13 protein-coding genes are annotated in these 13,780 nt (G+C 61.8%); all 13 read right to left on the reverse strand.

The window, feature by feature from the left end; translation table 11 throughout:
* Positions 1-2: 2 nt before the first annotated feature.
* A complete protein-coding gene (locus tag AC57B6_RS36635) occupies positions 3-1,037 on the reverse strand; it encodes an NAD(P)-dependent alcohol dehydrogenase (RefSeq protein ID WP_106355468.1) in 1,035 nt (344 codons plus the stop codon).
* Between the two features lie 10 nt (positions 1,038-1,047).
* Positions 1,048-1,860 carry a carbohydrate ABC transporter permease gene (locus tag AC57B6_RS36640; RefSeq protein ID WP_496423166.1) on the reverse strand — a complete coding sequence of 271 codons (813 nt, stop codon included), beginning with the start codon at positions 1,858-1,860 and terminating at the stop codon, positions 1,048-1,050.
* Positions 1,848-2,726 (reverse strand): carbohydrate ABC transporter permease, encoded by an 879-nt coding sequence (locus tag AC57B6_RS36645; RefSeq protein ID WP_028195366.1) that lies wholly within the window; start codon positions 2,724-2,726, stop codon positions 1,848-1,850. The genes AC57B6_RS36640 and AC57B6_RS36645 overlap by 13 nt, the downstream gene beginning before the upstream one ends.
* Before the next feature lie 107 nt (positions 2,727-2,833).
* Entirely contained in the window at positions 2,834-4,054 is a 1,221-nt protein-coding gene (locus AC57B6_RS36650; protein ID WP_046572279.1) for an ABC transporter substrate-binding protein, read from the reverse strand.
* A 367-nt stretch (positions 4,055-4,421) separates the two neighbouring features.
* Positions 4,422-5,255 (reverse strand): AraC family transcriptional regulator, encoded by an 834-nt coding sequence (locus AC57B6_RS36655; protein ID WP_046572280.1) that lies wholly within the window; start codon positions 5,253-5,255, stop codon positions 4,422-4,424.
* A 146-nt stretch (positions 5,256-5,401) separates the two neighbouring features.
* A complete protein-coding gene (locus AC57B6_RS36660; RefSeq protein ID WP_281663708.1) occupies positions 5,402-6,910 on the reverse strand; it encodes an MFS transporter in 1,509 nt (502 codons plus the stop codon).
* 181 nt (positions 6,911-7,091) lie between these two features.
* Entirely contained in the window at positions 7,092-7,769 is a 678-nt protein-coding gene (locus AC57B6_RS36665) for a glutathione S-transferase family protein (protein ID WP_496423167.1), read from the reverse strand.
* A gap of 128 nt (positions 7,770-7,897) precedes the next feature.
* Positions 7,898-9,121, reverse strand: coding sequence for a dienelactone hydrolase family protein (locus tag AC57B6_RS36670; protein WP_444514090.1), 1,224 nt, complete (start codon positions 9,119-9,121; stop codon positions 7,898-7,900).
* A gap of 47 nt (positions 9,122-9,168) precedes the next feature.
* On the reverse strand, positions 9,169-10,809 hold the full coding sequence (locus AC57B6_RS36675; RefSeq protein WP_496423308.1) for an AMP-binding protein: 1,641 nt from the start codon (positions 10,807-10,809) through the stop codon (positions 9,169-9,171).
* A gap of 74 nt (positions 10,810-10,883) precedes the next feature.
* On the reverse strand, positions 10,884-11,279 hold the full coding sequence (locus tag AC57B6_RS36680) for a RidA family protein (RefSeq protein ID WP_028195359.1): 396 nt from the start codon (positions 11,277-11,279) through the stop codon (positions 10,884-10,886).
* The gene (locus AC57B6_RS36685) at positions 11,276-11,719 is read right to left on the reverse strand and encodes an acyl-CoA thioesterase (protein ID WP_028195358.1); all 444 of its coding nucleotides are present in this window, start codon (positions 11,717-11,719) and stop codon (positions 11,276-11,278) included. Before AC57B6_RS36685 ends, AC57B6_RS36680 begins: the two co-directional genes overlap by 4 nt.
* A complete protein-coding gene (locus tag AC57B6_RS36690) occupies positions 11,716-12,906 on the reverse strand; it encodes an acyl-CoA dehydrogenase family protein (protein ID WP_496423309.1) in 1,191 nt (396 codons plus the stop codon). The genes AC57B6_RS36685 and AC57B6_RS36690 overlap by 4 nt, the downstream gene beginning before the upstream one ends.
* Before the next feature lie 19 nt (positions 12,907-12,925).
* Complete coding sequence (locus AC57B6_RS36695; RefSeq protein ID WP_030099532.1) at positions 12,926-13,777, reverse strand: enoyl-CoA hydratase family protein; 852 nt, start codon at positions 13,775-13,777, stop codon at positions 12,926-12,928.
* Positions 13,778-13,780: the final 3 nt, after the last annotated feature.

A 13,780-nucleotide genomic window follows, 5' to 3' on the forward strand; every position in this document is an offset into this window, starting at 1 on the left:
GCTCAGTCCATTTCGATCTGGATCTTGACATCGGTCGGGCGTCCTGCTGCCGCTTCTTCGAACGCATTGAGGCCGTCGGCGAACGCGAACTTGCGCGAGATAAACGGCTTCACATCGATCATTCCCGAGCTGATCAGCGCCAGCGCGCGCGGAAATACGTTCGCGTAGCGGAACACCGATTCGAGGCGCACCTCCTTCGCCTGCATGGCGACGACGTCGAGCGGCACGCGGTCCACGGGCATGCCGACCAGGACTGCACAGCCGCCAGGGCAAAGGAGATCGAACAGCTCATCGTAGACCTTCGCGTTGCCGCTCGCTTCGAACACAACGTCGGCACCCCAGCCAGTGGTGACGTCCCGAACAACTTCGGCGAGGCGCTGCTCACGCACGTTCACGGTCGTGACCGCCGGATTGCCGGCGAAGAGCGCCAGCTTTTCGCCGATCACGTCTGCCAGAATGACGCGCGACGCACCCCCCGCCAGTGCGGCAAGGGCCGTCATCGCGCCGATCGTTCCCGCGCCGACGACGACGGCAACGTCGCCTGGCTTCATCGAAGCCTTCTTGGCTGCCTGCAGCCCGATCGATAGCGGTTCGACGATCGCGCCCTCCGCGAACGACACATTGTCGGGAAGGCGGAAGGTGAATGCCGCGGGATGCACGACGTAAGGCGTCAGGCAACCGTGAATGGGAGGCGTTGCCCAGAAACGCACCGCGGGATCCAGGTTGTACAGCCCACGCATCGTGGCCGGCGAGTCGAATTGCGGGACGCCCGGTTCCATGCAAACGCGGTCACCCACACGCAGATTCGTCACCTCGCCGCCGAGTTCGACTACTGTTCCGGATGCTTCGTGGCCAAGCACCATCGGCGCGTCAACCTTGAACGGACCGATGTGCCCGTGCGTGTAGTAATGCACGTCACTACCGCAAACGCCAACCGTGTGAATCTTGATCTTGACGTCACGAGGACCGACTTCGAGCGGCAGGTCGATATCGCGAAGCGCGAGCTGGCGAGCTTCTTCGAGTACGAGAGCTTTCAAAACTTTCTCCTTACTTGCCTTTGAGCATTGAGTTCAACAGCCGGCTCAGGACGCCGACGAAAATGAGCGGGGGGAGGGCGAGCAGAACGGTGGAGGCGTTGATCACGCCCCACGGCACCTCCTGCCCGAGCGACGTGAACGCGGAAGCAACGACCGGCAACGTCGCGCTTCGCGACGACGTCAGCGCGAGCGCGATCATCAGTTCATTCCAGACCAGTACGAAGCTAAACACGATGCCTCCCATCAGCGTGGTTGCACTGACCGGCAACGCAATCCGCCAGAAAACTTCGTAGGGGCCGTACCCATCCAACGTCGCGGCCTCTTCGACTTCGCGCGGCAGACGCTGAAATACCGGAATCGACAGCCATGTAATGGTTGACAGCGTGACGAGCAGATACGTCACCACCATCGACAACTTCGTGTCGTACATCCCGAGGTCGACCCAGATAGCGATCAACGGTATGGCGACTGCAACCGGCGGCAGAAATCGCAGCGACAGGAGAAAGAACTGGATGTCGCGCTTTCCCGGGACGTGATAACGCGCGATGACATAGGCGGCGGGCACGCCGAGCAGCGCGCCGAGCACGACAGCGCAGCCCACAATGGAAAGGCTGTTGCCGAGGCCAATCAGAACCTCGGGGCTCGACACGACCTGCCGGTAGTTTTCGAGCGTCGGCGTGAAAATGAAGCGCGGCGTCGGCGTGACGATGTCGAGCAGATTCTTCAGTGAATTGAGGAATGCCCAGAATATCGGAAACACGGCAACCACCGCGAGCGCCACGCCGAACGACCATGCGGCACTTCGCGAAATCAGTCTTCCCATTTGTTCACCCGCTTCCAGATGAAAGTGAAAATCAGCGTGGTCGCAACCATCATCAGCACGGCCATGCTCGACGCATAGGAGACCTTTCCGGATAAGCCGATACCTTGCGAATAAGCGTACATGTCGAGGGTTTCAGTCGTGATTCCTGGGCCGCCTTTGGTCATCACGTAGACGAGATCGAACGATCGCAGCGACTCGACCATCTTGATGAACACCAGGCTCATGATCGGCACCTTCAGCATCGGCAGCGCGATATACGCGTAGACTTGCCACGTGCGCGCATAGTCCAGCCGGGCGGCCTCGAGCGGTTCGGGCGGCAGCGTTTCGAGCAGCTTCAGTACAACGACTGCGAAGAACAGCCCCCACTGCCAGATGTCGACGAGTGCCACCGCGTATAGCGCAAGGTGAGGGTCGGAGAGAAAAGCCGTGTTTTCGACGCCCAGCAGACCCAGAAACCAGCTAAGAATGCCCGTGAGCGGCGAATACATGAACTTCCAGATGAAGGCCGCCGACACGCGCGGTAGAAGTACAGGCACGATCAGCAACAGCGAAACGATGCTGCGCATCCGGCCGTGGATCTGCTCGAACAGATAGATCGCTATCAGAACGCCCACCGCGACCGCGCCGACCACGGTGACAATTTCCCAGATGGCCGATACTTCGATGGAATTGAGGAAGCGCCTGTCCGAGAACAGACGGATGAAATTGCGCAGCCAGACGTACTCGCTGTCCGGGTAGCGCAGTACGCGATTCTTCAACGCGAGGTTGATTGCCGCGACGGTAGGAACCAGACCGAGGATCGCCATTACGGCAAGAGGTGGCCCAAGAAATACGAACGGAAGGCTGGTTTTGCCCCGATTGAACATTGATGTCTCCGACAGCATAGAGCCCGCGAACCCAGCGTTCGCGTGAGACCACGATCTGATCTGCGGTGCCCCTTGCTGCATAACGCATGCGGCGAGGGGCGTTCACATTACTTCTTCGTGCCGTGCTCCATCGCATCCTGAGCGTACTGAACGGCGTCGTTCAGCGTGGCCTGAACATCGGGCTGGGTACCCGTGAACACTTCCTCCAGCGCGATACCGAGGTTGTCGCCGATGTCGGGCCACTGCGGGCTTGACCAGATCGTGACCTTCGTCACCGGATTGGTATCGTTCAGGCCGGCGAGAATCTGCGGCTTGACGTGCTTCTGGAAGTAATCGCTTCTGATCGTGCTCGTGCGGTTGTAGTCGCTAAAAACGTTGTCGCGCAGGCGGGCCTGCTCCTGATCCTTGCCCGTCGCCCAGGCAATGAACTTGCCCGCCGCCTGACGCGTGCATTCATCCTTGGCGCCGACAGAAGAAATTGCGAGCCCGTGGCCATAAGCCGCCGACGGCAGCGGTGCCGGCGGCCTCACGTATCCCACCTTGTCCGCCACGCTGGACTTGGTCGGGTCTTCCATCCAGTCGGCGAATGGCGTCGATTCGATCATGAACGCGACCTTGCCGGAACGGAACGCTTCGAGCGCATTGCTCCAGTCGTACGTCGCCGCACCCGGAGGCGCGTATTTGAAGAGATCGCGATAGAGCAGCGTGGCCTTCACCGCGGCCGGCGAATTGAAGTCCGGTGCCTGGTTCTTATCGGTCCAGGTTCCGCCCTCGGCGAGCATGAACGGCGCCCAGCGCCACACATTCATGCCCGACCCGCGTTGTCCGCGTGCAACCCAACCGTACATATTGGGCGGCGCGTTGAGCTTTTTGATGTCCGCGACGAGTTCGTCGAGCGTTTTCGGCACCGGTAGATGCGCCTTCTCGAGAAGGTCGCGACGGTAGAACAGGAAATCGCCGCCGCCGATCAGCGGGGCAAAATACGCGACGCCCTTATAGCTCGCGACAGCACGCCGGCCGGGCAGGAAATCGTCGTAGTCCGCGTCTTTCGGGTAGTACTTCAGCAGCGGTACGACCCAGCCCGCGGACGCGAATTCGGCGACATTCGCCTCGTCGACATAGTAGATTTGATAAGAACCCGCGCCCGTTGACGCGTCGAGTCGTGATTTCGAACGACGGTCGTTTTCGCCGAAGTAGTTGATTTCAATCTTGGTGCCGCTGCGCTTTTCATAGTCGGGCAGCGACTTCTCCATGACTGTCAGGCCGAGGCTTTTCTGGGCGAGGACCTTGAGCACGGGAACGTTGCAGGTCTGTGCCGTCGCGAGCATGGGAAGGCTCGCGCCCAGTAACGCGCAAGCTGTCAATAATTGAACAGATTTCACTCTCGTCTCCGCTTTTGGAATGTTCTTTGGCAACGCCATACGGGCACTGCGATTGGGAGCAGTGCGAGCGTACGGTGACGAGAACTGTAGTGGTCGCGGGCAATGGTCAGCCACTGCAAAAGGCGGAAGCCGATGATACTTTTTGCTCGTGTGTTGGGTGCAATGCACAAAATGTGTCAGTCGCCGGAAAAGGCACCCGGACGCCGCGCCTTTGTCGCGACGCTTTTTTAACCCGAACGAGCGGCGCTCAGCGAAGCGCCGGCGCCGCTCGTCAATGCGTTCGTGGCGGTATGCGCGGCGTAGTGGTTCCGAACTAGGCCTTCAACGGCAACCAGATCTCGAGCCCACCCATACCAGTGACCGGATCGAATTTTTCGTCATAGCGTTCGAAGTTCGGTGCGTCGGCGGGAACATGTCCCGATTCCGGCAGCCATTGATTCCAGATCGCATTCCACGTGTGCCGCACGGTCGAGACGTGCTCGCGGTGGCGGAACACCGCGTAGCGTTGCGGGGCAATGCGCAAGCGGCTCAGTTCGGCAAGCAAGGCTGAGAAGTCGCTGACTTCGACGCCGCATAGATAATCGATATTGCCGGCGTCGTCGGCGTTGTAGCAGACGCCATACGCCACGTTGCCGACCTGGCCCGGCACGCTGCCGAAGTAGTCGCCAAAGCGCTGCCACTGCGAAGGAATCGCGGCGGTGGTTTCGCTCGTATAGCGCTCGCTGAGTCCCGCGACGAGAAACGGTTTGCCGTCTTCGAAACGCGGCGCTTCGAGATGGGTGAGAAAGGGTTTGTCCATTCTGATCGGCTCCACGATAGCAAGGTTGTCGAGATGACCACGCGTGCGTAACGCTTCGGGCGTGAGCCCGAATTGCTCGCGAAACGCTCGCGTGAATGCTTCGTGAGAACCGTAACCGGCATCGACAGCAACCGCCAGGATATCGGGGGCACCGTCGGCCAGGTGTCGTGCCGCTTCGCTCAAGCGGCGCGCGCGAACGTAGCGCATCACCGAAAACCCGGTGGCTGCTTCAAACGCACGCGCCAGATGAAAGCGCGATACGCACCCGCCATTGGCGATTTCGTCCAGCGTCAGCGCGCGGGCAAAGTGACTTTCGATAAACCAGAGCGCTTTTCCGACGGGATTCATTTCGGCTCTCATGTTTGCATGAAGCCAGCATAGCCAGGCAAGATCCGGCGCATTTGATCGCGCTTGCGGTTTTGCGGTTGGTGCGGGTGGTCATGAGCTGAGCTCCTTCCGATGCCCTGCTTCGTGTTTGCCCCGCGCTGGTCCGGTCAGTAGTTTTCTGTCGCCGCCTCATTGCCGGCGGCGCGAGGCTTTTCGGATGCCGATGGGCCATGTCCTTGCTCATGCTCATGCTCATGCGCAGGAGCACCGCCAGCTTGCCCGGGACGCAACAACAACCCGCCCAGCACACCCGCAACCGCCGCGAAGATCGCGCCGAACAGAAACGCCACGTGGTAGCCGCCATTGAGCGCGGCTGTGGCGCTTTCGGAAGCCTGCATCGCGTCGCTGCGCGCGGCCGCGAGACTTGCGAGCACCGCGAGACCGAGCGCGCCGCCCATCATGAACGACGTATTGACGATACCGGACGCGAGGCCCGAATCGCTCGGGTCGACGTCGCTCATGGCGGCCAGCAGCATGGGATTGAACGCGATGCCGGCCCCGAAGCCAAGCAGGATCATGCCGGGCAGCACGTCGAGCACGAAGCTGCCGTTGACCGGTGCCCGTGCAAACAGCGCGAGCCCGACCGCTGCAACGAGCAATCCAGCGGCAAGGGGCACACGCAGACCGAAACGCATCACCACGCGCGCCGACAGACCCAACGAAAAGAACGCCATGATCAGATTGGCCGGCAAAAACGCGAGCCCGACCTGCAAAGGCCGGTAACCGAGCACGCGCTGCAGATACAACGCGGAGATGAAAAACCACGCGAACATTGCCGCCGCCCAGAGTACGCCGACCACATTGGCGGTCGCGACATTGCGCAAGCGGAACAAGCCAAGCGGCATCAACGGATGCTGCACGCGCGCTTCGATCACGAGAAACACGGCCAGCAGCACGAGTGCGGCGAACAGCAGACCCAGCGTTTGCGCCGAGGTCCAGCCGGCTTCATTGCCGTTCACCACCGCGTACACGGCGAGCATCAGCGAAGCCGTGACCGTCACCGCACCGGCCACGTCGAGCCGTTCGCCATGAGCATGACCGCGCGCGGACGGCAGCAGCGCCACACAGAGCGCGTAGACGGCGATGCCGATCGGCAAGTTGACGAGGAAGATCCAGTGCCAGCTCAGCAGGTTGGTCAGCAGGCCGCCGAGCAGGACGCCGATGCTGCCGCCCCCCGCGCAGACAAAACCATACACGCCCATCGCTTTGGCCCGTTCGCCGGTCTCGGTGAACAGATTCATGATCAGCGACAGCGACACAGCGGAGACGACCGCACCGCCCAGGCCCTGCACGGCACGCGCGCACACCAGCAGGATTTGCGAGTTCGCCATGCCGCAGGCGAGCGAGGCCAGCGTGAACAGCGTGATGCCGCCGAGAAAAAGCTTGCGGTGGCCGTACAGATCGCCGAGCCGTCCACCCAGCAGCAGGCAGCCGCCGAACGTGAGCATGTACGCATTGACCACCCACACCAGCGAGGTCTCGCTAAAACCGAGGTCGGCTGCGATCGACGGCAACGCAACGTTCACGATCGTCGTATCGAGCACGATCATGAGCACGCCGAGGCACAGAACGATCAGTGCCAGCCAGCGCTTGTTGCCGTGGATGGAATGGGTCATGCGGGGACTCCTTTGCCTTGATCGAACGGGTGCGATCGGGTTTGAGGCGAATGCCGGACGTTCCGCCGCTCGGCACGAAATTGGGAACCCGGGCGGCAACCCGTCGATGGCAATGGGGAAATTCAGTCTAGCACTCGCGAGTTTTCGGTCACAACTACGAATTCCTGGGCGGAACCGGGTGTCAGTCGCCGCCCAGCAGTTCGTACTTGCCGCCGTGCTCCAGCGCCCGTTGATAGGCCGGCCGGGCGTGAATACGCTTCAGGAAATCGACGACAGCGGGAATCTGTCCTTCCATGCCGCCGCGCGCGCTGGCGGCTTCGAGCGGAAAGCTCATCTGAACGTCGGCCGCCGTGAAATCGGTGCCGACGAACCAGCCGGTCGCGCTCAATTCCTTGTTGATGTAGCCAAGGTGCAGCTTCAACTGCGGATCGATGAAACTCGACTGCAGCGTCGCGGCGATCTTGCGGGCGATCGGTTTGGCAAAGAAGGGCATCGGCGCGCCGGCGATACGCAGGGCGACCAGCTTGAGCAGTAGCGGCGGCATGGCCGAGCCTTCCGCATAGTGCATCCAGTAGGTGTAGCGCAGACGCTCGGGCGTGCCGGCGGCGGGAGCGAAGCGGCCTTGACCGTACTTGTCGACCAGATACTCGATGATCGCGCCCGATTCGGCGATGGTCTGCCCGTCGTCCACAATCACGGGCGACTTGCCGAGCGGATGGATCGCGCGCAATTCGGGCGGTGCGAGCATCGTTTTCGGGTCACGCTCGTAGCGCTTGATCTCGTACGGAACGCCGAGTTCTTCGAGCAGCCACAACACGCGTTGCGAGCGGGAGTTGTTCAGATGATGGACGATCAGCATGGGTCGAGGGAGGTTGGCCAGTGAAGAGTCACATCATAGGGGTGTTGTGCCGAGGCAGGGCTCTAGTTGCTACCTGCGGCTCACGCCGGGACAAGCCCGGCGAAACCTGGCACAAACCCGGTCAAACGTCACACTCGCGACTTCGTGCCCATTAACTGATTCGACGGCAACGTCTCGTCGAGCAGCTTGCGCGCGCTTTCTATGCCGGCCACCGGCAGGCCCTCTGGATTCAGCAAACCGACCTGCACGAGCACGGAAGCCTGATCCCAGTAGATGTGCTCGTTGTACAGTTTGTCGCCGCGAAAGCACACCACGGCCAGCATCGGCACTTCGAAATACTTGCCGGTTGGCGCGACGCCGGGCAGCAGCCAGTCGATTTCGCAGCTATGCGTGCAGCTAAAAATGAATTCGTCGACAATGCGATCGGCACCGATCGTGCGCGAGATTGGAATCAGCTTCGTATCGGCAGGATTCGAATTGACGAAGTGATGTGTGTAAAAACGCTTGAGTTTGTCGTGACCTACGCCGCCCGTCATGGTGGGGACGTGATTGACGTAGGGTTGCGCGACCATGGTGGGCATGACCGCATCCACGTCGCGCGTGGCGAACTCGTAGTAGCAGTGCGCCTCCCACAGCGCGTTCAGATCGTAGACGGGACCCAGCACTTTGCGCAGCAGTGCGAGGGTGCGCGAATAGGCCATCATCGCGGCTGGTTTGTCGTACTGCGGGCGTGACGGTGCGGCGAACGCATGATCGCAGCCTGGGTACACGTATTGCTCGATCTGTGGACGCGTGCGCAGCGCCGCGCTGATTCGCTCGCGCGTTTCGGGCGGGCAATGCGCGTCGTTTTCGGGGAAGTGGAACACCATCGGGCAGCGTACGGCCGGTACTTCATCCAGATTCGCTTCGAGGCCGACGCCGTAGTAACTGACCGCGCAGTCCACGTCAGTGCGTGCCGCGCTCAGGAACGCGAGCTTGCCGCCCAGACAATAACCGACTGCGCCTACCTTGCCGGCCTGCTCGGGCAATGCACGCAGGGTCGCGACTGTTGCCGCGATATCGTCGATGGCCAGATCGACATCGAAGCGCCCGAGATAATCGAGCGCCTGCTTCATATCGGCCTCGCCATAGCCTAGCGAAATGCCCGGCTTGATCCGCCAGAACAGATCCGGCACCAGCACCACGTAGCCCTCTTCGGCGAAGCGGTCGGCCGTCGACCTCATGGTCTCGTTGATGCCGAAAATTTCTTGCAGCAGCACGAGCCCCGGACCCGAGCCTTGCGCCGGACGCGCAATGTAGGCATTGAAACGGCCGCCATCCTGGGCGACGACTTCGATGAAAGAGTCAGCCATGTGGTGTGTCTCCGATCCCATACAAATAGTTGCCGCGGAAAGAGGGGCTACTTCAGCGTACGCAATTCAAAGCGCTTGAGCTTGCCGGTTTCGGTGCGCGGCAGCGACGTCAAGAATACGATGGTGCGCGGGTATTTATACGGCGCCACGCTATTCTTCACGAAATCCTGCAGTTGCGCGACCAGTTCGTCACCGGGCGTGTAACCCGGGTTCAGCACCACGAAGGCTTTGACGATTTGCCCACGCGTTTCGTCAGGCGCGCCGATCACGCCGCATTCGGCTACCGCATCATGTTGCAGCAGCACGCTTTCCACTTCCGGACCGGAGATGTTGTAGCCGGCGGAGACGATCATGTCGTCGGCGCGAGCCTGATAAAACACGTAACCGTCTTCGTCCAGATAGACAGAGTCGCCGGGGAGGTTCCAGCCGTCGCGTACGAACTTCATCTGGCGGTCGTCGGCCAGGTAGCGGCAGCCGGTCGGCCCGCGCACCGCGAGTTTGCCGATGGTGCCGGCGGGGACGGGCTGCATGTCGTCGTCCACGGCTTGCACCACGTAGCCCGGCACCGCGCGGCCGATCGCATGCGGGCGAATTTCGTCGCCTTGCGCGGAGATGAAAATATGGATCAACTCCGTACCGCCGAGCCCGTCGATCATGTCGATGCCCGTGGCGTCGTGCCATAAACGGCGCGTCGAATCCGGCAAGGCCTCACCTGCCGACACCGTCTTCTTCAAGCTCGACACGTCGTGATGCGCGACGAGCGGCGCCATTTGCCGATAGAAGGTCGGCGCGGTGAACATGATCGTGGCATGAAAGCGTTCGACGGTTTGCAGCAAGGTTTCGGGCGTGAGCCGCTCGATCAGTACCGTCGATGCACCGACTCGCAGCGGAAAGCACAGTAGTCCGCCCAGTCCGAATGTGAAGGCGAGCGGCGGTGTGCCGCAAAATACATCGCTCGATGAAGGCTTCAGAATGTGCCGCGGAAACAGATCGCACATGGCCAGCACGTCGCGGTGAAAGTGCATGCAGCCTTTCGGTGCACCTGTGGTGCCGCTGGTGAAGGCGATCAGGCAGACGTCGTCAGCGGCGGTGTCGCACGCGGTGAAGTGGTCCGGTTTGTTGCGCGCGAGGGTGTCGAGCGAAGCGGCGGAATCGTCATGAAACAGGCGTGTCTGTTTGAGACCCGCGCAGTAGAACTCGTCCTGGGGATCGTTGCAGCGCGCGAGTTCATCGGTCAGGCGTGCGTCGCATAGGGCGGCGCCGACTTGCGCTTTCTCGATGATCTGCTTGAGTTCTTTCGCCCGCAGCAGCGGCATGGTGGGCACCACGACGAGGCCGGCCTTGAGCGCGGCGAGCGCCGCCACCGCCATCTGCAAGGTGTTCGGCCCGCGCAGCAGCACGCGGTTGCCCGGCTGCAAACCCATTTCATCGACCAGCACATGCGCGCTGCGATTAACCATGGCAAGCAGCTCGCCGTACGTGGTCGCCTGCGGCTTGCCGTCTACGTCGGACCAGATTGCCGGACGGTCGCGATGCCCCGCTTCGATCGTTCTGTCGAGCAGTTCCGTCGCGCAATTGAAACGCGCCGGGTAGCTAACGTCCGGGTTGTCGAGCAGAAAGACAGGCCATTGATCGTGCGGCGGAAGATTGTCGCGCGCGAAGGTATCGACATGTGCTGACGGTTCCATCATGGTCTCCCGGGCGTTGAGCCGGCTGAGGGCGCTTCGGTTGGCTTGGTGGGTGGCGTGTTCGTGTACTTTGCTTACTGGGGAATCACGGCCGTTGCTTCGATCTCGACCTTGGCTTCGTCTTCGATCAATGCAACGACCTGTACCGCGCTCATCGCGATGTCGTAGTCGCCGATCAGCTCGCGAAAGGCGCGGCCGATATCTTTCAGCGAGGCAAGGTACTCGCGTTTATCCGTGACGTACCACGTCAGCCGGACCAGATGCTCGGGTTTACCGCCCGCTTCATGCAATACGGCGACCACGTTCCTGAGCGCCTGAATTGCCTGTTGGGCGAAGTCGGCGGTCTGAAAGCGCGCCTGTTCGTCCCAACCGATCTGGCCGGCGATGAACACTTGCGTGCCGGTCGCGGCAACGCCGTTCGCGTAGCCGCGCGGCTTGATCCAACCGGCGGGAAGGAGAGCTTTTTTCATGAGCGATGGGCCTCGATGGGTTCGGGCTGTGGAGCGAACTTCGCGAGCGCGCTCGCGATGTCGGCGGGAATGTCGATGGAGGCGCCGCTTTCGAGCGACGTGGTCACCAGCACCTGTTTCGCACTGAAGCGGATTTCGTCGCCATGCTGGCCGACGATCCCGATGCTGATCGAACGGCGACCCACCTTGATGAGTTTGAGCGACAGCGTGATCGTTTCACCCATCTGGCTCGGCCGGGAAAACTCGCAATCGAGTTTGACGATTGGCAGGCCGACACGGCGTTGCGCGATCATCCGTGCGTAGTCGATCCGCAGGCCTTCGTTGAACCAGTCTTCAACTAGCGCGTTGGTCATCACCAGATACTGCGGAAAGAACACGATGCCGGCCGGATCGCAGTGCGAAAAGCGGATGCGGACCGGTCTTTCAAAGGTCGGGTTCATTTCGCTGCGTCCTTGCCGGATTCCGCAGCATGCGCTTTCAGGAGATCGCGGCCGACAATCAACTGCTGCACTTCGGTCGCGCCTTCATAGATCCGTAAAGCACGAATTTCGCGGTACAGCATCTCGACAGCGGTGCCGCTTTGCACGCCCATTCCGCCATAAAGTTGCACGGCGGCGTCGATTACCTGTTGCGCGCCTTCGCTGGCGTGCCACTTGGCCATCGCGGCTTCACGCGTGACGTTTTCGCCCTGATCGCGCAGCCATGCCGCGCGATACACCAGCAACGCGCTGCTGTCGATCGTCAATGCCATCTGCGCGAGCTTGGCCTGCGTCAGTTGAAAATCGCCGAGCGTCTGGCCGAACATCTTGCGCGACGCCGCACGCGAAAGACCTTCAGCCATGGCATGACGCGCGAACCCCAACGACGCGGCTGCCACTGACGTGCGGAAGATATCCAGCGTACGCATCGCGAGCTTGAAACCTTCGCCGGGTGCGCCGAGCATCTGGCCGCGCGGCACGCGTGCGCCGGCAAAGTGCAAACGCGCGAGCGGATGCGGCGCGATTACGTTGATGCGTTCGGCGATTTCCAGGCCCGGCGTGTCGGCGTCGACGATAAATGCGGTAATGCCGCGTGCGCCGGGCGCTTCGCCGGTTCTGGCGAACACTACGTAGAAATCCGCGATGCCGCCGTTGGAGATCCACGTCTTGTCGCCGTCGAGTACGTAGAAGTCACCGTCTTCTCGCGCCGAGAGAGCCATTGCGGCGACGTCCGATCCTGCCTCCGGTTCCGACAAGGCGAAGGCGGCGAGAGCCGATCCGTTCGCGACGCGCGGCAAGTAACGCGTCTTTTGCTCATGTGTGCCGCCGAGCGAGATCGCCCCGGAGCCAAGCCCTTGCATTGCCAGCGCGAAATCCGCGAGACCGGAATGTTTGGCGAGCGTTTCGCGCAACAGGCACACGGCGCGTGTGTCGATGGTGTCGCCATGTCCTCCGTAGGCCACGCCGCCAACACCGTATTTCAGCCAGCCTGCGGCACCGAGTTCGCGGACCAGATGGCGGCAGGTCGCATCGACGTCATCGTGCTCGACGTGCGAGAGATTGTTTCTGCACCATGCTTCGATACCCTTGGCCAGTTCGCGATGGCGCGGTTCAAAAAACGGCCACGCGAGCGCGCTGTGCAGATCCATATCGCTGTGAGTGCTCAATTCAATCTCCCTCGAACACAGGGCGCGACTTCGCGGCAAACGCGCTATATGCACGTTCGAAATCGCGGGTGCTCATACAGATGGCCTGAGCCTGCGCTTCCGATTCAATCGCTTCGTCGATGCTCATGCTCCATTCCTGGTGCAGCATCTTCTTCGTGATGCCGTGCGCGAAGGTCGGGCCGGCAGCGAGATCGGCGGCGAGCTTTTGCGCTTCCGCGAGGAGCGCCGCCGGGTCGCAGAGGCGGTTATAGAAGCCCCATGCGTGGCCTTCGTCGCCGCTCGCCGAGCGGCCGGTGAACAGCAGTTCGGCGGCGCGTCCCTGACCGATGATGCGCGGCAGGATCGCGCAGGCGCCCATATCGCAGCCGGCGAGGCCGACGCGTGTGAACAGAAATGCGAGTTTGCTGCGCGCGGTGCCGAGCCGCATGTCGGACGACATCGCCAGAATCGCGCCGGCGCCCGCGCATACGCCGTCGACCGCTGCGATGATGGGTTGCGGGCAATGGCGCATTGCCTTGACCAGGTCGCCTGTCATGCGGGTGAACAGCAGCAGTTCCGGCATCGGCAGATCGATCAGCGGCGCGATGATGTCGTGCACGTCGCCGCCGGAGCAGAAGTTCTCGCCCGCTCCGTGGATCACGACCGCTTTCACGTCGGTTGCGTAGGCGAGCTGCCGGAACAGATCGCGCAACTCCGCATACGATTCGAAGGTCAGCGGATTCTTGCGCTCGGGGCGGTTCAGCGTGATCGTCGCGACCTTGCCGGCGACCGACCAGCCGAAGTGCCGCGCTTCGTAGCCGGCGAGTGTCAGGCGGTTGCCGGCCAGCAGCGCGTCGGCGTTGGATCGTGTCATGAG

It is taken from the genome of Paraburkholderia sp. BGA-UO-ETr-F12, assembly GCF_059567945.1.

What these genes read in the sequence shown, in the direction of transcription:
- AC57B6_RS36640 (WP_496423166.1), bottom strand. Translation starts at nt 1,860, where the DNA reads ATGGGAAGACTGATTTCGCGAAGTGCCGCATGGTCGTTCGGCGTGGCG.
- AC57B6_RS36670 (WP_444514090.1), bottom strand. Translation starts at nt 9,121, where the DNA reads ATGGCTGACTCTTTCATCGAAGTCGTCGCCCAGGATGGCGGCCGTTTC.
- AC57B6_RS36680 (WP_028195359.1), bottom strand. Translation starts at nt 11,279, where the DNA reads ATGAAAAAAGCTCTCCTTCCCGCCGGTTGGATCAAGCCGCGCGGCTAC.
- AC57B6_RS36695 (WP_030099532.1), bottom strand. Translation starts at nt 13,777, where the DNA reads ATGACACGATCCAACGCCGACGCGCTGCTGGCCGGCAACCGCCTGACA.
- AC57B6_RS36645 (WP_028195366.1), bottom strand. Translation starts at nt 2,726, where the DNA reads ATGTTCAATCGGGGCAAAACCAGCCTTCCGTTCGTATTTCTTGGGCCA.
- AC57B6_RS36665 (WP_496423167.1), bottom strand. Translation starts at nt 7,769, where the DNA reads ATGCTGATCGTCCATCATCTGAACAACTCCCGCTCGCAACGCGTGTTG.
- AC57B6_RS36685 (WP_028195358.1), bottom strand. Translation starts at nt 11,719, where the DNA reads ATGAACCCGACCTTTGAAAGACCGGTCCGCATCCGCTTTTCGCACTGC.
- AC57B6_RS36655 (WP_046572280.1), bottom strand. Translation starts at nt 5,255, where the DNA reads ATGAATCCCGTCGGAAAAGCGCTCTGGTTTATCGAAAGTCACTTTGCC.
- AC57B6_RS36650 (WP_046572279.1), bottom strand. Translation starts at nt 4,054, where the DNA reads ATGCTCGCGACGGCACAGACCTGCAACGTTCCCGTGCTCAAGGTCCTC.
- AC57B6_RS36660 (WP_281663708.1), bottom strand. Translation starts at nt 6,910, where the DNA reads ATGACCCATTCCATCCACGGCAACAAGCGCTGGCTGGCACTGATCGTT.
- AC57B6_RS36690 (WP_496423309.1), bottom strand. Translation starts at nt 12,906, where the DNA reads ATGGATCTGCACAGCGCGCTCGCGTGGCCGTTTTTTGAACCGCGCCAT.
- AC57B6_RS36675 (WP_496423308.1), bottom strand. Translation starts at nt 10,809, where the DNA reads ATGGAACCGTCAGCACATGTCGATACCTTCGCGCGCGACAATCTTCCG.